The 21,894-nt window shown below is 62.0% G+C and carries 17 protein-coding genes; 11 read left to right on the forward strand and 6 right to left on the reverse strand.

What is annotated here, in order from left to right; translation table 11 throughout:
* The first annotated feature begins 3 nt into the window (after positions 1 to 3).
* Positions 4 to 1,542 carry a MocR-like pyridoxine biosynthesis transcription factor PdxR gene (gene pdxR, locus TU75_RS11630; RefSeq protein ID WP_060549015.1) on the forward strand — a complete coding sequence of 513 codons (1,539 nt, stop codon included), beginning with the start codon at positions 4 to 6 and terminating at the stop codon, positions 1,540 to 1,542.
* Here the strand turns inward: pdxR and TU75_RS11635 are convergent.
* The 4 genes from TU75_RS11635 to aspA form a co-directional block, all read right to left on the reverse strand.
* Entirely contained in the window at positions 1,539 to 6,122 is a 4,584-nt protein-coding gene (locus TU75_RS11635) for a dermonecrotic toxin domain-containing protein (RefSeq protein ID WP_060549016.1), read from the reverse strand. The two genes, pdxR and TU75_RS11635, sit on opposite strands and share 4 nt — an antisense overlap.
* A gap of 110 nt (positions 6,123 to 6,232) precedes the next feature.
* Positions 6,233 to 7,210: an asparaginase gene (locus tag TU75_RS11640; RefSeq protein ID WP_060549017.1), complete on the reverse strand. Its 978-nt coding sequence runs from the start codon at positions 7,208 to 7,210 to the stop codon at positions 6,233 to 6,235.
* A 77-nt stretch (positions 7,211 to 7,287) separates the two neighbouring features.
* Positions 7,288 to 8,733, reverse strand: a complete 1,446-nt coding sequence (locus tag TU75_RS11645; protein WP_060549018.1) for an alanine/glycine:cation symporter family protein — start codon at positions 8,731 to 8,733, stop codon at positions 7,288 to 7,290.
* Positions 8,734 to 9,122: 389 nt separating this feature from the next.
* The gene (gene aspA, locus TU75_RS11650; protein ID WP_003231735.1) at positions 9,123 to 10,547 is read right to left on the reverse strand and encodes an aspartate ammonia-lyase; all 1,425 of its coding nucleotides are present in this window, start codon (positions 10,545 to 10,547) and stop codon (positions 9,123 to 9,125) included.
* Between the two features lie 181 nt (positions 10,548 to 10,728).
* Here aspA and TU75_RS11655 point away from each other — a divergent pair, with 181 nt between their 5' ends.
* The 7 genes from TU75_RS11655 (at position 10,729) to TU75_RS11685 (ending at position 15,130) form a co-directional block, all read left to right on the forward strand.
* Positions 10,729 to 11,640 (forward strand): LysR substrate-binding domain-containing protein, encoded by a 912-nt coding sequence (locus TU75_RS11655; RefSeq protein ID WP_003231734.1) that lies wholly within the window; start codon positions 10,729 to 10,731, stop codon positions 11,638 to 11,640.
* Between the two features lie 84 nt (positions 11,641 to 11,724).
* A complete protein-coding gene (locus TU75_RS11660) occupies positions 11,725 to 12,021 on the forward strand; it encodes a helix-turn-helix domain-containing protein (protein WP_003231733.1) in 297 nt (98 codons plus the stop codon).
* Positions 12,021 to 12,275 carry a HipA domain-containing protein gene (locus tag TU75_RS11665; protein WP_231981883.1) on the forward strand — a complete coding sequence of 85 codons (255 nt, stop codon included), beginning with the start codon at positions 12,021 to 12,023 and terminating at the stop codon, positions 12,273 to 12,275. The genes TU75_RS11660 and TU75_RS11665 overlap by 1 nt, the downstream gene beginning before the upstream one ends.
* A gap of 301 nt (positions 12,276 to 12,576) precedes the next feature.
* On the forward strand, positions 12,577 to 13,068 hold the full coding sequence (gene purE, locus TU75_RS11670) for a 5-(carboxyamino)imidazole ribonucleotide mutase (protein WP_003231730.1): 492 nt from the start codon (positions 12,577 to 12,579) through the stop codon (positions 13,066 to 13,068).
* Positions 13,069 to 13,079: 11 nt separating this feature from the next.
* Positions 13,080 to 14,165 (forward strand): 5-(carboxyamino)imidazole ribonucleotide synthase, encoded by a 1,086-nt coding sequence (locus TU75_RS11675; RefSeq protein ID WP_060549019.1) that lies wholly within the window; start codon positions 13,080 to 13,082, stop codon positions 14,163 to 14,165.
* A gap of 105 nt (positions 14,166 to 14,270) precedes the next feature.
* A complete protein-coding gene (locus TU75_RS11680; RefSeq protein WP_003231726.1) occupies positions 14,271 to 14,516 on the forward strand; it encodes a GlsB/YeaQ/YmgE family stress response membrane protein in 246 nt (81 codons plus the stop codon).
* Positions 14,517 to 14,593: 77 nt separating this feature from the next.
* Positions 14,594 to 15,130 (forward strand): DUF3299 domain-containing protein, encoded by a 537-nt coding sequence (locus tag TU75_RS11685; protein ID WP_003231725.1) that lies wholly within the window; start codon positions 14,594 to 14,596, stop codon positions 15,128 to 15,130.
* Positions 15,131 to 15,245: 115 nt separating this feature from the next.
* Here the strand turns inward: TU75_RS11685 and TU75_RS11690 are convergent, their stop codons facing one another.
* Entirely contained in the window at positions 15,246 to 16,145 is a 900-nt protein-coding gene (locus tag TU75_RS11690) for a D-hexose-6-phosphate mutarotase (protein ID WP_003231724.1), read from the reverse strand.
* A 58-nt stretch (positions 16,146 to 16,203) separates the two neighbouring features.
* Positions 16,204 to 16,608, reverse strand: a complete 405-nt coding sequence (locus TU75_RS11695) for an acyl-CoA thioesterase (RefSeq protein ID WP_003176975.1) — start codon at positions 16,606 to 16,608, stop codon at positions 16,204 to 16,206.
* 405 nt (positions 16,609 to 17,013) lie between these two features.
* Here TU75_RS11695 and TU75_RS11700 point away from each other — a divergent pair, with 405 nt between their 5' ends.
* From TU75_RS11700 to TU75_RS11710, 3 genes are all read left to right on the forward strand, one after another.
* Positions 17,014 to 18,303, forward strand: a complete 1,290-nt coding sequence (locus TU75_RS11700) for an MFS transporter (protein ID WP_003231723.1) — start codon at positions 17,014 to 17,016, stop codon at positions 18,301 to 18,303.
* Positions 18,304 to 18,471: 168 nt separating this feature from the next.
* Complete coding sequence (locus TU75_RS11705; protein WP_060549020.1) at positions 18,472 to 19,458, forward strand: phosphate ABC transporter substrate-binding protein PstS family protein; 987 nt, start codon at positions 18,472 to 18,474, stop codon at positions 19,456 to 19,458.
* A gap of 402 nt (positions 19,459 to 19,860) precedes the next feature.
* Positions 19,861 to 21,894, forward strand: a complete 2,034-nt coding sequence (locus TU75_RS11710; protein ID WP_169896190.1) for an ABC transporter permease subunit — start codon at positions 19,861 to 19,863, stop codon at positions 21,892 to 21,894.

Raw genomic sequence — 21,894 nt, forward strand, 5'->3', positions numbered from 1 at the left:
TTCATGTCGGTTATCGAACCGCCCTTGTCGTTCAACCCCGCAGGTATCGAGCTGGATCGCCGCTTTGGCCTGACCCGTCAGCTGTACCTTGCCCTGCGCCAGCGGGTGCTTGATGCGCGTCTGGTCAGCGGGACGCGATTGCCAGCCAGCCGTGACCTGGCTGCCGCGCTCGGTATTTCCCGTAATAGCGTGGTCAGGGCGTATGACCAGCTGTATGCCGAGGGCTTTATCGAGACGCGGGTGGGCGATGGCACCTATGTAGCGCAGTTACCCCAGGCGGCAATGCCCGCCAAAAAACTATCCACAAAACTGTCCACAGCCTTATCAACATGCTTACCCACAGGTTTATCCACAAATTGCCCGGATTCCAGTGTCAAAGTTATCCACAGCGGTGCGCTGGACCGCTTGCAAATCCATCATCTTGCACGGCCTCCCAGCGGCCCGCCGCGAGCGTTTCGGGTCGGTGTGCCGGCCTTCGATCTGTTCCCTTTTGAGGTGTGGGCCAAGCTGAATGCGGCGTTCTGGCGCCGACCCGCCCTGCAGCACCTCTGCTATGGCGACCCGGCCGGTGACATGCGCCTGCGTGGCCTGATCGCCGCCTACTTGCGCAGCTCCCGCGGTCTGCAATGCACGGCTGAGCAAATAGTGATCACCAGCGGTGCGCAGCAGGCCATCAGCCTTTGTGCACAGCTGCTGGTGGAGCCAGGCGACCACGTGGCCATCGAGAATCCGGGGTACCAGGCCGCCGCTCACGCGTTCGCCGTGGCCGGTGGCCGATTGCACGGCGTGACGGTGGACAGCGAAGGCATCGACTGTGCTGCCCTCAATGCCCTTGAGCATTGCCGCCTGGCCTACGTCACCCCGTCCCATCAATACCCGCTGGGGGTGGTGATGAGCCTGGCGCGACGTTTGGAGTTATTGGCCTGGGCCGAGCGGACCGACGGTTGGGTGATCGAGGACGACTATGACGGCGAATACCGCTACAGCGGCGCACCGCTGGCGCCATTGGCGGCGTTGGACCGCAGCGGGCGCGTGCTCTATGTCGGCACCTTCGGCAAGGTGGCCTTTCCCGCATTGCGTCTGGGCTACCTGGTGTTGCCGCCGGGTCTGGTAGAGCCGTTCTCACGGCGCCGTGCCATCGACATGCGCCACTCCGAGGTCAGCACCCAGGCGGTGATGGCCGAATTCATGGCGGCGGGGCATTTTCAGCGACACATCCGGCGCATGCGTCGCGCCGCACTGAGCCGTCTCGCTGCGCTGCAGAGCGGCTGGCCGGGCCCATTGCCCGGCGTGAGCGGCCTGCCCACGGTCGTTGCCGGCCTGCACCTGAGCGTGCGGGTAGACAGCCTCGCCCGTGAACGGCAATTGCTGATGCAGGCGGAGGCGGTGGGGGTTGAGATCACCGGCCTGAGCCGATACTGGCTACCCGATTCCAGCACGCCGCCCGACCAGCGCGCCGGGCTGGTGCTCGGCTTTGCGGCTGTGCCTGTGGCGCAGATCGCGCAGGCCCTGGAGCGCCTGCGCCAGGCCTGGGGTGGCTAAACCCCTGCAGGAGGTGGGTTAAAAAACAGCGATCGAGCCAGTTGCGGGCTTATTTCACTGCGGTATACCGCAATATTGTCGCGTTCGTCGCCGCGGCCGGTTGGTTGATACTTGCCGCCCAGACGCCGCTGCGCCTTGGTTTTAAGGTGCGCTGCGGTGTAAGTCTCCTCTGGGCTGACCAAGTCCTTGTAGTGAAAATGCGCATACCACAGCGCATTGGCGCTTTGCGTGTCGAGGATTTCATATTCCTTCAAATAGCCTTTGTGACGCCCGGCCAGCTTACTGCGCGCGCCCGGGAACGGTTTGATGGTGATCTCCTTTTCGCGGTACAGCAGTTCGACATGAGCGGCTGTAGGGGGGCGTTGCTTGAGCATGTCGAGCTTGACCCGGCGACCCTCTGCATAGAGGCGTTTGACGGCACTGTCGAGGTTGCGATTGGTCAGCGCCGCCGACGACGAACTGCTTTCGGTCTGGTTACTGGCGGTCAGAGCCGAGTCGATATCGCGGCTGGCCTGCTCCAACTCGTCGGCCTTGCGGTGGAAGCGCTCTTCGATTTCCACCGGCAGGCGGCGTGCTTCGCCGGCCAGTCCTTTGGTGCGCTCGATGAAACGCTCGACATCATCGAGCAGCGCCTGGGCGCCGGTGATGCTGACGGCCACATCTCGCGCCGTTCCGCGCGCGGGCTGTGGCGACACGCGTCGGCGTTCGACCCACACGCCGTCTTTCTCATGAAACAGCGCTATCACTTTTCCGGTCAGTGGCTGCTTGACCTCCACCAGGGGTGTCGGCTCACCGCTGTTTGACGGGCGTTCCTCACCCACCACCACCCCCTTGAAGCGGGTCTTGATCACCCTTGTCCGAGGTTTCGGGACAGGCCTGGACGGACCGGCTGTCATCGACTCCAGCGCTTTGCGTTCGCGCAACAGGCTGGTCAGCCGCTTGGTCGCCCGTTGGGAAAATTGCTCGGTGAGCTGTTGCAGGGTTTCAAGAGCCGGTCGGTGCACAGCCTGCGGGAAGTCGGCCGGCAAGTCGGCCATGCTTTGGTCCAGCCCGGCAAACTGCTCCACCAGGCTGTCGAACAACTGGATCTGCTCATCCAGCGTGGCCGGGTTATTCGGCTGCGAGGCTTCACACAGGCTCTGTACCGCGAGATCGGCCCTGTCGACCATCTGGCTCAGGGTCAAACGGGCATCGGCCGCAGCGCCCTCGTTCAAGCACAAAAAGCGCGCCAGGGTGATGCGAAAGGCCTTGAGATCATCCACGGCCAACTTGGGCAGAAGCGAGGCCTGTTGATCGGCGAACAGCACGCCTTCGGCACCCAACGCGCGCGCGTCCTTAAAGTGTGCCTCCAGGTAATTGAGGCGATCTATCACCGCTTGGGTGGAGGCATCGACGCGGCGACAATCTTCAATGGCCGTGCGGGGCACCGGCACGTCTTCAAGGTCAAGGTAGTCAGAGACGCTCAGCAAGTCTTCTTCAAGGTGGGTCATTTGTTCAGCGGTGGCGCTGCGCGCCAGGATGATCTGGTCGCCCAGGTAGCCGAGCATGGCCTGCTGATATGTGGGCACGGTATCGAGGATATTCAGCGATTTGAGCTGGGAGATCGGCAGGTCCAATTCTTCAAGGCGGGTTGTCACATTCGTCAGGTAAGTGCTGCGGGCCTGCGCACGATCAGCCGGGTCTGCCTTCTCAATCGCCTCCTGCAGGTCCACCAGTTGCTTGCGCCGCTGTTCCAGCTGGGTATCGAAGGCATCCAGCTGTTCGCGCAGTTCACGGATTTTCGGCGGCCTCAGGCGCTGGCCCTTCTGCCGCCGGCTGCGCAGCCCGCCGCCGCGCAGGCGCAGCCGGGTATCGATAAACCATTGGCCGAGGCGGTTGTTGACCAACGGCGGGCCCAAGCGATCCGGATTTTTGGGGTCGATGATCAGTACCGCGTCATTTTCGTCCAGTGTCACCTCAAACCAGCGATGCGCGACCGGTGCGTACCACTTCGAGCCTTTCGGATAAAGATGCAGATGGGCGCCAGGCGTGGTGGTCTGTTCGCCCAGCCCTTCGGGTTTGCTCAGGCTGAAACTGTCCAGCGTCGCGGCGAGGTTGAGGCGGCTGCGCGTCAGCGCGCCACTGAAGTGCACGCTCATGTCATGGGTGGCGGTCAAGTGGGCAATATCGAGGGTCGGTTTCTGGATGATCGACAGTTTGGCCGGCAGCGGCGCCTTGGGTGCCGGCGCCTTTTCAAGCGCAACCGTTGGCCTGTGCTGCTCGCTGACGTGCAGCGCCAGCGCCATGCCCAGCGTCAGGAAAAAATCCACGGCTGCGCCGACGCCCTTGGACGTGTCGCCGCTTTCTTCGGCATCGATGCCTTGCTGCACGTCGTCCAGAAGCTGCCAGACCCACGCTGCAGCGCCTGCCGTTCGCCCCATGAACGGCAGCGCGGCGTTGAGCAGCACCCAGCCAGCGTGCTTGAAGCTTTCCCAGCGTGCCTGCGCATTCGAAACCGATTGCCGATCCGCCAGGGTCACCAGCGCACGGGCGTTAGCCGTGTAAAGCGCTGTGAACACATCGCTGTCCAGCAATTGGGTGTCGAGTTCGACAGGCCCGCTCATTACCCATGAACTGACGGGCGCGCTGAGCAGTTCAGGCAGCACCCAGGGGGAAGGCACGCTGCCCGGAAAGACGAATTGCGTGTAGTCGTTACGCACGTCGTCAGCCAGCCAGGCGAGCACTGACTGGCGTAGCTCAGTGTCCTGTTTGATCGCGTAAAGCAGATTGGTCGGTGAGGGAAATTGCATCAAGGGTTCGCCGGCCAACGGTCGATACAGCAGACAAGGGCCGTTTTTCGGATCCTGCGGCCCGATGATGAACATGTTTTCAACCCGATCCGCAGCGCCGCCCAACCGCCGTGTGGGGCGCAATGCCATGGGCCGGATGACCACCGCGTAGCCGTTTACCTTGCGCTGCGTTGCGTCTTCGAGCATCACGGCGCACACATACCGATAACCCAGTTCATCCAGGTCGAATTCCTGGCGAATCTTGTACTGCAGCGCCAGCAGCGGCAGTTGCAGGCGCAGTTGCTCGGTGTACAGGCGTTGACGACGTTGAGTTTGCGCCGGGTCCTTGAGTAGCCGCGTGTTGACCTGTTCAGGGTAGTGGCGGCCGATATCGGCCTGGACAATCAGTTGCTCCAGGTAGGCGACCGTCATCCAGGCCGGCGCTGCTTTGCCATTGCGGTAGCTCAGGGTTTTGTTGCCCAGTGGCAACTCGGCAAGATTCTGCAGGGCCAGTTCGATCAGCTTGAAGGTTTCGGTTTGAGTGGCGCCGGGTATAGCGATGGTGCCCCAGACCACCTGGCTGGTGACGGTGATCTCTATGTTGTCCAGGTTCAGATGCGCGGCCTCGGGATGGTCCTTGAGCAACTCTGTCAGTAGCGCCTGGCGCGCAAAATCGGTGATCGACGGCAGCTCATCCGTGAAGGTCTTGCCTTCGTTCTGAACGGACAGGGTGCCCAGGTCCATCATGTAGCGCGCGTAGGCGGTCTGATCGGTCTGCGATGCCTTTAACAACCAGTCGGGTAAAGCGCTGCGTATTTCATCGATCCTCGATGGCTTGATCACCGCTCCGGTCGCGGGCGTATTCAAGTCATGGGTGGGCAGCAGGGTCGGTGTATGCGTGGAGAAAAAGTCGATGTCACCAATGGCCTCGAGTTGCAGGCCGATCAAACTGCAGGCCTGGTACTCGAAGAAATTGCCATCTGGTTCCAGCAGCCGCCAGTGCAGTTGCGCGTCGGCGGTGCCCTGATAAGAAGCCAGTGTTTTGCCGAACGCCTCCAGGCTGGCAAACTTTTTGTACCCGGCGTTGATCGAGTAGGTGAGCAGGATGGTTTTCTGCCCGTGGCGCGCGACCAGCACGGCAGTGGACAGCAGGCTGATATGCTGGACGCTTGAGCCGTCCTGACGGTCGATGTCCACAAGGTAGGTGCGAGTGGCGTATTTGTCGTGGGGCAGGCGCTCAGCGTAATCGGGATAGTGATACACCAGGCGGGCCACGGCGCAGTCGTCGGTATCCCAGTCATCCATCTCCTGCACATTCCAGATATCACGCAGGGTCTTGGCCAGCACGCGCCAGCGCGTGCCATTGGTGCCTGCACTCTGGTTCCAGAAATCCACCTGTTGCTCCTGGAACGCCACGCGCAGCAAGGGTGCCAGCTCGTTGATCAGCCGCCCGATGGCATCGATCTTCACGGGCAGGTGCGCTTCGCGGTCGCTGCCCGAAAGGCTCACCAAGTAGTGCTCGTTATCGAGGTAAGTCACCGGCGCCTGAGCGAATGCACTGCGTGTGAGGGCGCCGGTGAGGGTTTCTCCAAAGGCTTTTTCGGGGATGAGTTCGCCGTCTTGCACAGACCATCTCGGGGTTCTGACGATGGCCAGATTCGGGTTGAGATTCAGTGTCGGGTACAGTTCGTGCAGCGCCGTTTTCAAGGTGGCTGAAGCCACTTCACGCAGGGACGGGCCAGTGATCAGTTGGGTCAGCAGCTCGTTGTTGTCGGTCAATAAGGCGGGACGTGGGGTAAGCGTTGAAGCCATGGAAAACTCCTGACGAGCCTGAGAGTGGAAACGACCCGAGGGCATGCCTGGGGTGTTGCCATACTAGGAACCGCTCAGTCAGGAGGGCGGTGATTATGTAAGGGCGGGCCTCAGCCCAGTTCACCGCACAGGTTGGCTTCCACCAGGCGCCGCACTTGGGCGTGATCCAGCCCGGCACCGAGTAGCGCGTTGAGCTTGCCGAACGCCGCTTCGCGGGTCATGCCGCCACCGGAGAGCACGCCCACACCGCGCAGGCGGCTGCCGGCTTCGTAGATGTCCAGCTCCACGCCGCCTTCATGGCATTGGGTGATCGCGACCACGGCAATGCCCTTGTCCTGCGCCCGCTGCAGGCTGGCGAGAAACTCGGGGTTGTCGCTGGGGCCGGTGCCGCTGCCGAAGCATTCGAGGATCAGCCCGTGAATGCCGCTGTCGATCAGGCCATCCAACTGCGCCGCGCCAATACCGGGCACCAGCGGCAGCACGCCGACGCTGGCCAGGGTTTTCGGCTGGCGATAATCCAGCGCCGTGGGGAGCGAGGCGACACGCGCCACGCCGCCCTGACGCTTGAGGGCCGCAAAGGGATTGCGCCCGAAACTGCGAATTTTCGCGCAGGCGGTGGGCGCCAGCAGCGCGCCGTGAAAGTGCAGGTGCACCCCCGGCGCCAAGCCTGCGCCCAGAGCGGCCAAGGCGCCGCTGACATTCTCCCAGGCATCGCTGTCGGGCACGCCGGCCGGCAGCATCGATCCGGTGAACACCAGCGGCACCGGCAGGCCGAGTAGTTGGAAGCTCATGGCGGCGGCGCTGTAGGCCAGTGTGTCGGTGCCGTGCAGGATCAGCACGGCGTCGCAACCGGCGTCCAGCGCATCGATCACCGCCGTGCGCAGGCGCTGCCAGTAAGCGGGGGTCATGTTGGCGCTGTCGATCAGCGGCGCCATTTCCTGAAAGCGCCATGTAGGCACGTGCGCATCGGCGAGTTGCTCACGCATGCGCGCTTCAAAACCCGAAGCAGGTGCCAGGCCGTTGGCGCTGGCCTGCATGCCGATGGTACCGCCGGTGTAGAGCACCATCACGTTGTTGGCTGATTGCATCGAAGAATCTCCTGAACGAAAAACGCCGCCGGGCCCAGAGCATGCCCAAGGCCGGGCGGCGTGTCATCTCTCTAGGCTCAGCGCGGTGCGTGCGCGCTCAGTTCAGCGGCTGGCGCTTGCTGCGGCTTTGCCGGATTGGCCGGCCAGGCGCTGCGGTCCAAGTCCAGATCCGGGAACTGGCTGGAATCGAACACCGGCGTCTTGATGCCTGCAGCGCGCTGGCTGTCGTAGTCGTTCAGGATGCGCATGGCGATCTTGAACAGGAACGCCAGGGCGAACAGGTTGACGAACGCGAGCAGGGTCATGGTGATGTCGGCGAAGGCGAATACGGTGCTCAGGTTCTCGATCGAACCCCAGAAGATCAGCACCAGCACCAGCGCGCGGTAGCCCATCAACACCTTGCGGTTGTTGCCGACCAGAAAGCGCAGGTTGCTCTCGCCCAAGTAGTAGTTGTACATGATCGAGGTGAACACGAACAACGCCAGGGCCACCGAGATGAACATGCGGCCCCAGTCACCGACCACTGCGGCCAGGGAGTTCTGGGTCAGGGCAATGCCGTCGCCTTCAAAGCCCGGGGTGTAGAAGCCTGAGAGCAGGATCAGCAGCGCGGTGCAGGTGCAGATCACGAAGGTGTCGAGGAACACGCTGAACGCCTGGACCACGCCCTGGGCAATCGGGTGCTCTACCGACGCGACGGCGGCCACGTTGGGCGCACTGCCCAGGCCTGCTTCGTTGGCGAACACGCCGCGCTTGACGCCCATGATGATCGCGCTGCCCACCAGGCCACCGAAGGCCTGGTCGAGACCGAAGGCGCTCTTGACGATGGTCGCGAGCATGGCCGGTACGTGGTCGAATTGCAGCACGATCACGTAAAGGGTTACGGCGATGTAGATGAGAGTTTTGACGGGCACCAGCAGGTCGGCAATCGACGCGATGCGCTTGATCCCGCCGATGAACACCAGGCCCAGCAATACCGCCAGCGCCAGGCCGGTGTAGGTGGTGTCCAGACCAAAGGCGTTGTTCAGCGAGTGGGTCACGGCGTGGGCTTGCAGGCCGTTGAAGGCAAAGCCGAAGGTCACCAGCAGCAGGAACGCCATGACCATGCCCAGCCAGCGTTTGTGCAGGCCGTGCTGGATGTAATAGGCCGGGCCGCCACGGTAGGCGCCTTCAGCGTCGGTACGCTTGTACAGCTGGCCCAGGGAGCACTCGATAAAGCTCGACGACATGCCCACCAGCGCGGTGACCCACATCCAGAACACGGCACCCGGGCCACCCAGGGTCACGGCAATGCCGACGCCCGCGATGTTACCGGCACCGACGCGGCCTGCCAGGCTGAGCATCAGCGCCTGAAACGAACTGAGCTGGCCGGAGCTGCTCTTCAGGCTGTCTTTGAACACCGAAAACATGTGGAAAAAGTGGCGCAGCTGAACGAATCGCGAGCGAATCGTGAAATAACCACCGAGCCCGACAATGAGCACGATCAGTACTTTCCCTGAGAGGAAGTCGTTGATGACTTCGAGCATGGAGTGTTCCTCGCTGATTTTTTAATGGCAAACGCAGGAGGGCTCGACGCATCGCTCGGCACCAGGCAGTGCACGACGCTTCGACCCCAATCCTTTTGCGGGTGTTGTTATTCATGCGCTTCGCGTTGTTCCGGGCCCCGTTACCGATGGCCGCAGACGCTATGAGGGGCGGCACTATACCTAGGCGCGCGTGATCCGTCTGCATGGGCCGATTAAAGGCTTCAGCAACACTGAATCGGGCAAGTCGGGTTTGCAGGGCGATGTTGGATTTTTTATAGGCGTCATTTCGCAACCTCAAGGCAAAAAAAAGGGCCTGAAGAACGAGCCTTCAGGCCCTCAAAAGGTGAGAGGTGTCTAGTCCCTCAACCTGGTGAGCGGTGCAACGAACATCAGGCCTTCAACGGGACCAGACGTGGAGCGATCATGTTTTCGGGGCGCAGGATGTCGTCGAGCATGGCGTCATCGAGCAAGCCTTCTTCGCGCACCAGTTCCAGCACGCCGCGACCGCTTTCCAGGGCGATTCGCGCAATGCGGGTGGCGTTTTCATAGCCGATGTAAGGGTTCAGCGCGGTCACCAGGCCGATGGAGTGTTCCACCAGTTCGCGGCAGCGTGCTTCGTTGGCGGTGATGCCGACGATGCAGTGTTCGCGCAGCATGTCCATGGCGCGTTGCAGCAGGCGGATCGAGTCGAAGATCTTGAAGGCGATCAGCGGCTCCATCACGTTCAACTGCAGTTGGCCGCCTTCGGCCGCCATGGTCAGCGCCAGGTCATTGCCGATGACCTGGAATGCCACTTGGTTGACCGCTTCCGGAATCACCGGGTTGACCTTGCCGGGCATGATCGAGCTGCCTGGCTGGCGGGCCGGCAGGTTGATCTCGTTGATGCCGGTGCGTGGGCCGCTGGACAGCAGGCGCAGGTCGTTGCAGATTTTCGACAGCTTCACCGCGGTACGCTTGAGCATGCCGGAGAACAACACGAAGGCGCCCATGTCGGAAGTGGCTTCGATCAGGTCTGCGGCCGGCACCAGTGGTTGGCCGCTGATCAGGGCCAGGCGTTCTACAGCCAGGGCCTGGTAGCGCGGGTCGGCGTTGATGCCGGTGCCGATGGCGGTGCCGCCCAGGTTCACTTCGGTGAGCAGCTCCGGCGCCAGGGTCTTCAGGCGGGCCAGGTCTTCGCTCAGGGTGGTGGCGAAGGCGCGGAATTCCTGGCCGAGGGTCATCGGCACGGCGTCTTGCAATTGGGTGCGGCCCATTTTCAGCACATGGCCGAACTCCACGCCCTTGGCGGCGAACGCCTGAATCAGGCTGTCGAGGCTGGCCAGCAGTGCGTCGTGACCCAGCAGCAGACCCAGACGGATCGCGGTGGGGTAGGCATCGTTGGTCGACTGCGCCATGTTCACGTCGTTGTTGGGATGCAGGTACTGATATTCGCCCTTCTGGTGACCCATGGCCTCCAGCGCGATATTGGCGATGACTTCGTTGGCATTCATATTGGTTGAAGTGCCGGCGCCGCCTTGAATCATGTCCACCACGAATTCTTCGTGGAAATCGCCGCGGATCAAGCGGGCACAGGCTTCGCTGATGGCGGCGTGCTTGGCGTCGCTGAGCTGGCCCAGTTCGCGGTTGGCATCCGCCGCCGCCTGCTTGACCATTGCCAGACCGACCACCAATTTCGGGTAATGCGAAATCGGAACGCCCGAGAGGCGGAAGTTGTTCACCGCTCGCAGGGTCTGGATGCCGTAATACGCTTGAGCCGGTACGTCGAGTACGCCAAGCAGGTCTTTTTCTGTGCGGAATGATGCAGCGGAGGACATGACGGAAATCATCTCGATAAGGACCCGGAACAGGCCGGAACGCTGCGAATGCTAGGCGTGTGGACGTTTTTGGGCCAATGCTGTTAAACACTGGGCTATGCACAAACGGCATAATGTCGGCGTGACCCAGCTATCATGACGGGCGTGTGTGCCAAAATGGTGCGTGGCCTTGGAGGCAGTGATGAACCTTGAGAGCAAATGGCTGGAAGACTTCAGCGCCCTGGCGGCGACGCGCAGCTTTTCCCAGGCGGCGGAGCGGCGTTTCGTCACCCAGCCTGCGTTCAGTCGGCGTATCCGCAGCCTGGAGGCCGCGCTGGGCCTGACGCTGGTCAACCGTTCGCGCACGCCGGTGGAGCTGACAGCGGCGGGGCAGCTGTTTCTGGTCACCGCGCGTACGGTGGTCGAACAGTTGGGCGAAGTGCTACGCCATTTGCATCACTTGGAAGGCGGGCAGGGCGAAGTCATGCAAGTGGCCGCCGCCCACTCCCTGGCGCTGGGTTTCTTCCCGCGCTGGATCGCCCAACTGCGCAACGAAGGTTTGAACATCGCCACACGGCTGGTCGCCACCAACGTTGGCGACGCTGTGCACGCCCTGCGCGAAGGTGGCTGCGACCTGATGCTGGCGTTCTACGACCCGGACGCCGCGATGCAGATGGACGCCGAAATCTTCCCCTCGCTGCACCTGGGCAATACCGAAATGCTCCCGGTGTGCGCCGCCGATGCCGACGGTAAACCACTGTTCGATCTGGAAGGCGAAGGCAGCGTGCCTTTGCTGGCCTACAGCGCCGGCGCGTTTCTCGGGCGGTCGGTGCATTTGCTCCTGCGCCAGCGCGCGTTGCGTTTCACCACCGTGTACGAGACCGCCATGGCCGACAGCCTCAAGAGCATGGCCCTCGAAGGCCTGGGCATCGCCTGGGTGCCGCAGTTGAGTGTGCGCGCTGAACTGGCGCGGGGTGAACTGGTGGTGTGTGGCGGGCCGCAGTGGCATGTGCCGCTGGAGATTCGGTTGTACCGGTGCGCGTTGGTGCGCAAGGCGAATGTGCGGTTGTTGTGGCGCAAGTTGGAGGGTGGAGCCGCGCAGAGTAGTGTCTGATATTAAAGCTCATATATGAGCCTTTTAATTGATATTACGGCTTAGCGGGTCATATATAGTCTTTTTAAAGATGGAGATCGGCTTATGTCATTCATCTATCTATTCTCTTCACCTGCGGAAATCGCCAGGGAGGTAGGCAGCAATGCAAAAAAACGCCGCCTCTCCAAAAACCTCTCGCGAAAAACGCTTGCTGAGAATTCGGGGGTTTCAGAGTCGACGATCAAGCGATTCGAACTGACTGGCGTGGTAACCCTTGAGGCGCTGATCCTCATTGCCACCGCACTTGATGAGTTGAGTGGCGTGACCAGGCTCTTCAAGCCGGAGCACCCAGGCTCATACGATGAACTGAAAAACGCCAAGCGCAAGCGGGGTATGAGGTGATGACCAAGACGTTAAAGCACGTGCAGGCACTGACTGTACTGACTGCGCTGCGACTCGCGGGCGGCTCGCCCGGCGGCGCGCGCCCAAAGGCGATTCTGGCTCTTTCTGACGATGGCAAGAATGCCTCCCACGCCTTTGGACCTCTTCCCCAGGGCTACGACCATTGGATCGTTAAGTTCAGGGCTCTGCACGAGCCAGTTGAAACCGGGCGTATCGAGTTTGCCTATGCCGAATGGCCAGGGACGCCGGGGTGACCATGGCTGAGTCGCGCGTGCTGGACATGCAAATGCCCAGCGGGGGAATTGAGCACTTCTTCGCGACCAAGCGCCCATTACCGGGACCTCGTCGCTGACTCCCGAGTCAATAAAACCGCCGCTTTGCGCCGTTGGACAGATGGTCATCCAAGGGGCTGTTTATCCCGATTATTACGGTATACTGCGCGGCCTTCGGCCGGTCCAACCGGCCTTATTTCGTACACCAAGCCACGCCGGATTTCCTGCGTGGCTTGTTGTTTTTTGACGCGCCTGCGGGCGCCCAGAGAGAAGAGGCACGACGATGAGTGCATTGGTTGGCGTGATCATGGGCTCCAAGTCCGATTGGTCCACCCTTAGCCACACCGCCGATATGCTGGAAAAACTCGGCATTGCGTACGAAGTGAAGGTGGTCTCTGCCCACCGCACTCCGGACCTGCTGTTCCAGTATGCCGATGAGGCAGAATCCCGTGGCATCGAGGTGATCATCGCCGGTGCCGGCGGTGCGGCGCATTTGCCGGGCATGTGTGCGGCCAAGACCCACCTGCCTGTGCTTGGGGTGCCGGTGCAGTCGTCGATGCTCTCGGGCGTGGACTCGCTGTTGTCCATCGTACAGATGCCCGCCGGCATCCCGGTGGCGACCCTGGCGATCGGCAAGGCCGGCGCGATCAACGCCGCTTTGCTGGCGGCCAGCATCCTGGGCGCCAAGCACCCGCAGTTTCACGCGGTGCTGAAAAAATTCCGTGCCGAGCAGACAGACAGCGTGCTGGACAATCCAGACCCACGCATCGCCTGAGGTTGTTATTGATGAAAATCGGTGTAATCGGTGGCGGCCAACTGGGTCGTATGCTGGCTCTGGCGGGCACCCCGCTGGGGATGAACTTCGCTTTCCTGGACCCTGCGCCGGACGCCTGCGCGGCCGCCCTGGGTGAGCATCTGCGTGCTGACTACAGTGACCCGGATCACCTGCGCCAACTGGCCGACGAAGTCGATCTGGTGACCTTCGAGTTCGAAAGCGTCCCGGCTGAAACCGTGGCGTTCCTGTCGCAATTCGTGCCGGTGTACCCGAGCGCCGAAGCGCTGCGCATTGCGCGCGACCGCTGGTTCGAAAAAAGCATGTTCAAGGACCTGGGTATTCCGACCCCGGACTTCGCCGACATCCAGTCCCAGGCGGACCTGGACGCCGCCGTCGCCCGCATCGGCCTGCCGGCGGTGCTCAAGACCCGCACCCTGGGGTACGACGGCAAGGGCCAGAAAGTGCTGCGCAGCGAGGCCGACGTGGTGGACACCTTCGCCGAACTGGGCAGCGTCGCCTGCCTGCTGGAAGGCTTCGTGCCGTTCACCGGCGAAGTGTCGTTGATCGCCGTGCGCGCCCGCGACGGTGAAACCCGCTTCTACCCGCTGGTGCACAACACCCACGACAGCGGCATTCTCAAGCTGTCCGTGGCCAGCACCGACCATCCTCTGCAAGCCCTGGCCGAAGACTATTCCAGCCGCGTGCTCAAGCAACTGGATTACGTCGGGGTGATGGCCTTCGAGTTCTTTGAAGTGGAAGGTGGCCTCAAGGCCAACGAAATAGCGCCACGGGTGCACAACTCCGGGCACTGGACCACCGAAGGCGCCGAGTGCAGCCAGTTCGAAAACCACCTGCGGGCGGTAGCGGGCTTGCCGTTGGGCTCCACAGCCAAAATCGGCGAGAGCGCCATGCTCAATTTCATCGGCTCGGTGCCGCCCGTGGAGCGGGTGATCGCCATCGATGATTGCCACCTGCATCACTACGGCAAGGCCTTCAAGGCCGGGCGCAAGGTCGGTCACGCCAACCTGCGCTGCAAGGACCGCGCGACGCTGCAGGCGCAGATCCTCAAGGTCGAAGCGCTGATCTCCGAACAATAAGCCTGGCAATGGCGGGAACCATTGGTCACCGCCGTCCCTCTGATTGCAGGATGGCAAAGCCTGACCGGGCTTTGGCATGACTCACACCAATCAGAGGGAAATGCCATGGGTATCATCGGAACCATTTTTATCGGCTTGATCGTCGGCCTGCTGGCTCGCTTTCTCAAGCCCGGCGACGACAGCATGGGCTGGATCATGACCATCCTGCTAGGTATCGCCGGCTCCCTGGCCGCGACCTACGGTGGTCAGGCGCTGGGTATCTACCAGGCCGGTCAAGGCGCAGGCTTCCTAGGCGCGCTGGTCGGTGCCATCGTGCTGCTGGTGATCTACGGCCTGATCAAAAGGAAGTAATCAGCCGACAAAGTCCTCTGCGCTGCGCAGGCGCAGAGGGCTAGAATACTCGGCACTTGAATTTGCCGAGCCTCTCCATGCGCCGTCTACTGTTGACACTCCTCCTGCTGGGCTCAGGCCTGGCGCACGCCGGTGAACTGCCGGAAACCGACTGGCTCGACCTGATGCCCCTGTCGGACCAAAAAGCCCTCGAAGCCATGCCCGAGATCGACCACAACTCCCCCGAAGCCCAAGGCACCTTCACCGACAAGGGTGGCCTCAAGCAAAGCAAGGGGTTGCCGGCGGTGATGTATTCCACCAAGACTGTGCCCGCCATGAACGGCAAGAACATCCGCATTGGCGGCTACCCGGTGCCGCTGGAAACCGATGCCAAGGGCCGCAGCACGCTGTTCTTTCTAGTGCCTTACCCCGGCGCATGCATTCATGTTCCGCCACCGCCGCCCAACCAGTTGGTGCTGGTGCGCTATCCCAAGGGGCTGAAGCTGGATGATATCTACACGCCGCTGTGGGTCACGGGAACGTTGAAGGTGGAGAAGGTGAATAACGATTTGGCGGATGCGGCGTATGCGCTGGATGCGGGCAAGGTCCGCGTAGTCAAGGAATCCGACCTGTAAGAAACGAACCTGCCGGTGTGGGAGCTGGCTTGCCTGCGATGCAGACGCCTCGGTGTGTCAGTAATGCCGAGGTGATGCTATCGCAGGCAAGCCAGCTCCCACATTTGAATCGGGTTTACAGGGGCAGGGCTGTGATGCTCACGGCCAGGGTGTGGCTTTCGCCCGGGGCCAATGCCACCACATCATCCAGCACATTCGTCGTCTCGATGCACAACATGCCCGTCCAGCCATCGTCGGCCATGTCGTCAAACGCCTTGGCGCGTTCGGTCCAGGGGTTCCAGATGACGGTGGAGTGGGAGCCCTGGCTGGTGAGCTGGATGCGGCGCTGCCAGTCTTTGTCGACGATGTTGAGCTGCGTCGGAGTGTCGAGATAGATACGGTCGGTCTCGGCGGCGAACGGTAGTAGGCCGGACTGCTGTTTCTCGGTCCAGCCATCGGCGGTATCGATATACGTCAGGCCATCCAGACCCTCAACCTGCACGTTGCGCACATCGCTGACCGCGAAATAGGTGTGCAGCGCCTGACTGAGTGTCACGGTGTGGTCGTCACGGTTGTGGCTGGTCAGGCGGATGTGCAGTTGGTCGTCCAGCAGCAGGCTCAGCTTCAGGTCGACCTGATGGGGCCAGCCAGGAAAGCCGCCGGCAGGCGCTGGCAGGGCCAGGTCCACACGCAGTGCTTCACCCTCGAGTTCGGTCGCAGCCAATTCCCAGATCGCAGTTCGGACAAAACCATGGGCACCGGCCGGCTGTTCGCTTTGGCGCATCGCCTTCACGCTCTGCGGGTTACGGTCGAATACACCAAACCAGGGCCAGCACACCGGGACGCCGGTACGAATGCCTTTGCCCTGCTTGAACACCGCCTCGGGGTTCGGCCAGATCAGCGGCTGCTCGCCCTGGCGCTGATAGCTGAAGACATGCGCGCCCTGTTGGGCCACCATCAGTTCGGCGCCGTTGTGGCGAATACGCCAGCAGTCCAGTTCGTCGATCTTTACGGTTTCAACGTGGGGCGTCGGCATGTGACAGCTCTCTCAATGGCAGGCAATGGGGCAATGGACCGTCAAAACCGTGCGAGGTTTAACGCGCGCGTGACGGCACCGAGCGAGTGCGCCCACTGCCATCAATGGCGACAAACACGAACACCGCCTCGGTCACCTTGCGCCATTCGCTGGACAGCGGGTCGTCGCTCCACACTTCGACCATCATCTGGATCGAACTGCGGCCGATTTCCAGGGCCTGGGTATAGAACGACAGCTGCGCGCCCACGGCCACCGGCACCAGAAAGGCCATGCGATCAATCGCCACGGTGGCCACGCGACCACCGGCGACCTTGCTGGCCATTGCCGTGCCTGCCAGGTCCATCTGCGCGACCAGCCAGCCGCCGAAGATATCGCCAAAGCCGTTGGTTTCACGGGGGAGCGCGGTGATTTGCAGGGCGAGATCGCCTTGCGGGATTGGATCTTCTTGTTCGAGTTCGATCATGCCGAGGGTGCCTCTGACCCGTGACGCTTCATGGGTATTTCAAATGGATAGCCGTCTTGCGGAAAAACGTTTCAGCACCAACATACACCGCTCGATGCGTTTCTCGTAAGGCGTACTCAAGGGAAACTCTGCCAAATCGGCTGGATGGCACCCAACGGCGTTTTGGCACAGCAGCCCGTCAAGACTGGGGTTCTTGCACTTGCAAGGGCCGAGTATATCCACAGGTTGGCGTCACTACGACCTCCCGGGGCTCATTTGGTCGCTAATCAGGCGCTGTACGGGGGCTTTTGCGGGCAACTGTTCTCCTGGCGCTGTGCTTTTACAAGCGATTTGCTATCTTGCCAAGCCGCCGCCCGTCACGGCGCGCCGTCCTATTACGCTGATTACTATAAGAGAAGCCTTGCCATGTCCTCCGTGCCCGCAAGCAGTGCGCCACCTTCGCGCCCGCTGACCCGCAACGACTACAAAACCCTGTCGCTGTCTGCCTTGGGCGGGGCGCTGGAGTTCTACGACTTCATCATCTTTGTGTTTTTCGCCACGGTGGTCGGAAAACTGTTTTTCCCCGTCGACATGCCGGAATGGCTGCGCATGATGCAGACGTTCGGCATCTTCGCCGCTGGTTACCTGGCACGCCCACTGGGCGGCATTATCATGGCGCACTTCGGTGACCTGCTGGGCCGCAAGAAGATGTTCACCCTGAGCATCTTCATGATGGCCGTACCCACCCTGATCATGGGCCTGCTGCCGACCTATGCGCAGATCGGCCTGTGGGCGCCGCTGTTACTGCTGCTGATGCGCGTCATTCAGGGCGCGGCGATTGGCGGTGAAGTGCCCGGCGCCTGGGTGTTCGTCTCCGAACACGTCCCGCCGCGCCACATCGGCTACGCCTGCGGCACCCTGACCAGCGGTCTCACCGCCGGTATCCTGTTGGGTTCGCTGGTGGCCACGGCGATCAACACTATTTACAGCCCCGAGCAGGTCTCGGATTACGCCTGGCGCATCCCGTTCCTGCTGGGCGGGGTGTTCGGCCTGCTGTCGGTGTACCTGCGTCGCTGGCTACATGAAACGCCGATCTTCGCCGAGATGCAGCAACGCAAGGCCCTGGCCGCCGAGCTGCCGTTGCGTGCGGTATTGCGCGACCACCGGGGCGCCATCGTGCTGTCGATGCTGCTGACCTGGTTGCTGTCGGCCGGCGTCGTGGTGGTTATCCTGATGACCCCGACCGTGCTGCAAACCGTCTACCACTTCAGCCCCACGACGGCGCTGCAAGCCAACAGCCTGGCCATTGTTACCCTGAGCCTGGGGTGCATCGCCGCCGGCGCACTGGCCGACCGCTTCGGCGCCGGGCGCGTGCTGGTCAGCGGTTGCCTGCTGCTGCTGGCGACGTCCTGGACGCTGTACCACAGCCTCATCGAGCACCCGAACTGGCTCTTCCCGCTGTACACCCTGACCGGCCTGTTTGTCGGTGTCATCGGCGTGGTGCCTTACGTCATGGTCAAAGCCTTCCCGCCCGTGGTGCGTTTCAGCGGCTTGTCGTTTTCCTACAATGTGGCCTACGCCATCTTCGGCGGGCTGACGCCGCTGGCGGTGTCGCTGCTGATGAAGGAAAGCCCGATGGGCCCTTCCTACTATGTTGCCGTGCTGTGCGTGATGGGGATGCTGGTAGGCGGGTATCTCTGGAAGCGTGGACGCTGATTGATGGCTCCCACGTTCTGCGTGGGAAGCCTCTCCGGGGACGCCCAAGTCCCCCTTGCTTGCGATAGTGGCCTTTCATCTAACTGTCATATTCTCGACATAGAGTGTTCACACGGCCTCTCGATACTTGGCCCCGATCCAACTATCCCTATCTGCTAGGAGCAAGGCATGAAACTGAAGCGTTTGATGGCGGCAATGACTTTTGTCGCCGCTGGCGTTGCGACCGCCAACGCGGTGGCCGCTGGTGTTGACCCGGCAATTGCGGCTTATGTTAAGACCACTGGTGTGTCGGGCAACCTGTCCAGCGTTGGTTCCGATACCCTGGCTAACCTGATGACCCTGTGGGCTGAGGGTTACAAGAAGGAATACCCGAACGTCAACATCCAGATTCAAGCTGCCGGCTCCGCCACCGCGCCTCCTGCGCTGACTGAAGGCACCTCCAACCTGGGCCCGATGAGCCGCAAGATGAAGGACACCGAACTGGCGGCCTTCGAGCAGAAGTACGGCTACAAGCCCACCGCTATCCCGGTGGCCGTGGATGCATTGGCGGTGTTCGTGCACAAGGACAACCCGATCCAGCACCTGACCATGGAGCAGGTCGATTCAGTTTTCTCCTCGACTCGCCTGTGCGGTGCCAAAGCCGACGTGAAAACCTGGGGCGACCTGGGTGTGACCGGCGACCTGGCCAACAAGCCGGTGCAACTGTTCGGTCGTAACTCGGTTTCCGGCACCTACGGCTACTTCAAGGAAGAAGCCCTGTGCAAAGGCGACTACAAGCCTAACGTGAACGAACAGCCGGGCTCGGCTTCGGTTGTGCAGTCGATCAGCTCCTCGCTCAACGGCATCGGTTACTCGGGCATCGGCTACAAGACCGCCAGCGTGAAAACCGTGGCCCTGGCCAAAAAAGGCAGCACGGACTTCATCGAAGACACCGAAGAAAACGCCCTGAACGGCAAGTACCCGCTGTCGCGCTTCCTCTACGTTTACGTCAACAAAGCCCCGAACAAGCCTCTGGCCCCGCTGGAAGCCGAGTTCGTGAAGCTTGTGCTTTCCAAGCAGGGCCAGGAAGTTGTCGTGAAAGACGGCTACATCCCACTGCCAGCCAAGGTTGCCGCCAAGGCGCTGGCTGACCTGGGTCTGAAAGAAGGCAACTAAGCCCGTAATACCGGGTGTAGATGGATGCTTCCCTGTGGGAGCGCACTGCACCCAAAATCCTTTTATCCGCTGCCAGCCCCGCTGCGCGGCGGATTTTCTGCGTCACCGCATTGTCATCTTTCTGTCATACAGGACCGCTAGGGTGTGCGCATGAATGATCTGGCCAATTCCACCATGACAACGACTTCCCCCCCCAAGCGCATTGATTTCAATACGCCTGAGCTGCAACGCAAGCGCCGCATTCGCGCGCTCAAGGACCGCCTGACCCGCTGGTACGTGCTGGTCGGTGGCCTCGCTGTCCTTGGCGCCATTACCTTGATTTTCTTCTTTCTTGCCTACGTGGTGGCACCGCTGTTCCAGGGCGCCTCGCTGACCAGGGAAGACGCACTCACCCCGGCCTGGATCCAGGACGCGGGCAAGCCACTGATGATCTCGCTTGAAGAGCAGAACCAGGTGGCCATGCGGGTTTCCGACAAGGGCCAGGCGCTGTTCTTTGACATCACCACCGGCGCGGAACTCAAGCGCGTCGACCTGCCGTTGCCGGCCGGTGCCAGCGTGGCATCCATCGGTGAAGACCAGCCCGGCAGCCCGCTGGTAGTGCTCGGCCTGTCCAACGGCCAGTCCCTGGTGTTTCGCCACACCTATAAGGTGTCGTACCCGGACGGCAAGAAAACCATCACGCCGGCCATCGAATACCCCTATGGCGAAACGCCGATCGTGCTGGATGACGCCGGTCGCCCGCTGGAGCACGTGGCCCTCAACGCCACCGACTCCACGCTGGTGCTGGCCGGTTCCGCCGGCTCGTTCCTGAACGTGCTGTCCCTGAGTCGCGAAGAAAACATGATGACTGGCGAAGTCACCAGCGAGCAGAAGCGCATCGAGCTGCCGCAGATGACCGAGCCGGTGAAGGCGATCTTCATCGACCCGCGCCAGCAATGGCTGTATGTGGTCAACGGTCGCGCGCAGGCCGATGTGTTCAGCCTGCGCGACAAGAACCTCAACGGTCGCTATAAATTGCTCGAAGACGGCAACGCTGAAATCACCGCCAGCACCCAGCTGGTGGGCGGTATCTCACTGATCGTCGGTAACTCCAAGGGCGGCCTGGCCCAGTGGTTCATGGCCCGCGACCCGGATGGCGAGCAGCGCTTGAAGCAGATCCGCACGTTCCAGATGGGCACCTCGCCCATTGTGGAAATCAGCGCCGAAGAGCGTCGCAAGGGCTTCACCGCGCTGGATGCGTCCGGCCAGTTCGGCGTGTTCCACAGCACCGCGCACCGCACCCTGCTGGTCGACCCGGTGGTCGAGGGCCAGGGCGTCTACGGCCTGTCGCCTCGGGCCAACCGCGTGATCGTCGAAGCCGGCGGCAAGCTGCAGCCACTGCTGCTCGACAACCCGCATCCCGAAGTTTCGTGGAGCGCGCTGTGGAGCAAGGTCTGGTACGAAAACTACGACGAACCCAAGTACGTCTGGCAATCGACCGCCGCCAACACCGATTTCGAACCCAAGATGAGCCTCGCGCCGTTGACCTTCGGCACCTTGAAGGCGGCGTTCTACGCCATGCTGCTGGCCGCCCCGCTGGCGGTGGCTGCGGCAATCTACACCGCCTACTTCATGGCGCCGAGCCTGCGCCGCAAGGTCAAGCCGGTGATCGAACTGATGGAAGCCATGCCGACGGTGATCCTCGGCTTCTTCGCCGGCCTGTTCCTGGCGCCGTATGTGGAGGGGCATTTGCCGGGGATTTTCAGCCTGCTGATGCTGCTGCCGATTGGCATTCTGGTGGCCGGTTTCGTGTTCAGCCGCCTGCCTGAGTCGATCCGCCTGCGGGTTCCCGATGGCTGGGAAAGCGCGATCCTGATCCCGGTGATCCTGTTTGTGGGCTGGCTGTCGCTGTACATGAGCCCCTACCTGGAAACCTGGTTCTTTGGCGGCGACATGCGCATGTGGATCTCGCACGACCTGGGCATTACCTACGACCAGCGCAACGCGCTGGTGGTGGGCCTGGCGATGGGCTTTGCGGTGATCCCGAACATCTACTCCATCGCCGAAGACGCCGTGTTCAGCGTACCGCGCGGCCTGACGCTGGGCTCCCTGGCACTGGGCGCCACGCCGTGGCAGACCATGACCCGCGTGGTGATCCTGACTGCCAGCCCGGGCATCTTCTCGGCGCTGATGATCGGCATGGGCCGCGCCGTGGGCGAGACCATGATCGTGCTGATGGCCACCGGCAACACCCCGGTGATGGAGATGAACCTGTTCGAAGGCCTGCGCACACTGGCGGCCAACGTCGCGGTAGAAATGCCCGAGTCGGAAGTGGGTGGCAGTCACTATCGCGTGCTGTTCCTCTCGGCGCTGGTGCTGCTGCTGTTCACCTTCATCATGAACACCCTCGCCGAGCTGATCCGTCAGCGTCTGCGCAAGAAATACTCGTCGCTTTAA

This window comes from Pseudomonas poae (assembly GCF_001439785.1).
In the GTDB taxonomy this organism is placed as follows: Bacteria; Pseudomonadota; Gammaproteobacteria; order Pseudomonadales; family Pseudomonadaceae; genus Aquipseudomonas; species Aquipseudomonas poae.

Coding starts and splice junctions, on each gene's coding strand:
- TU75_RS11635 (WP_060549016.1), bottom strand. CDS start 6,122: ATGGCTTCAACGCTTACCCCACGTCCCGCCTTATTGACCGACAACAAC.
- pdxR (WP_060549015.1), top strand. CDS start 4: ATGTCGGTTATCGAACCGCCCTTGTCGTTCAACCCCGCAGGTATCGAG.
- TU75_RS11655 (WP_003231734.1), top strand. CDS start 10,729: ATGAACCTTGAGAGCAAATGGCTGGAAGACTTCAGCGCCCTGGCGGCG.
- TU75_RS11680 (WP_003231726.1), top strand. CDS start 14,271: ATGGGTATCATCGGAACCATTTTTATCGGCTTGATCGTCGGCCTGCTG.
- TU75_RS11660 (WP_003231733.1), top strand. CDS start 11,725: ATGTCATTCATCTATCTATTCTCTTCACCTGCGGAAATCGCCAGGGAG.
- TU75_RS11675 (WP_060549019.1), top strand. CDS start 13,080: ATGAAAATCGGTGTAATCGGTGGCGGCCAACTGGGTCGTATGCTGGCT.
- TU75_RS11640 (WP_060549017.1), bottom strand. CDS start 7,210: ATGCAATCAGCCAACAACGTGATGGTGCTCTACACCGGCGGTACCATC.
- TU75_RS11690 (WP_003231724.1), bottom strand. CDS start 16,145: ATGCCGACGCCCCACGTTGAAACCGTAAAGATCGACGAACTGGACTGC.
- TU75_RS11665 (WP_231981883.1), top strand. CDS start 12,021: ATGACCAAGACGTTAAAGCACGTGCAGGCACTGACTGTACTGACTGCG.
- TU75_RS11695 (WP_003176975.1), bottom strand. CDS start 16,608: ATGATCGAACTCGAACAAGAAGATCCAATCCCGCAAGGCGATCTCGCC.
- TU75_RS11705 (WP_060549020.1), top strand. CDS start 18,472: ATGAAACTGAAGCGTTTGATGGCGGCAATGACTTTTGTCGCCGCTGGC.
- aspA (WP_003231735.1), bottom strand. CDS start 10,547: ATGTCCTCCGCTGCATCATTCCGCACAGAAAAAGACCTGCTTGGCGTA.
- TU75_RS11685 (WP_003231725.1), top strand. CDS start 14,594: ATGCGCCGTCTACTGTTGACACTCCTCCTGCTGGGCTCAGGCCTGGCG.
- TU75_RS11700 (WP_003231723.1), top strand. CDS start 17,014: ATGTCCTCCGTGCCCGCAAGCAGTGCGCCACCTTCGCGCCCGCTGACC.
- purE (WP_003231730.1), top strand. CDS start 12,577: ATGAGTGCATTGGTTGGCGTGATCATGGGCTCCAAGTCCGATTGGTCC.
- TU75_RS11645 (WP_060549018.1), bottom strand. CDS start 8,733: ATGCTCGAAGTCATCAACGACTTCCTCTCAGGGAAAGTACTGATCGTG.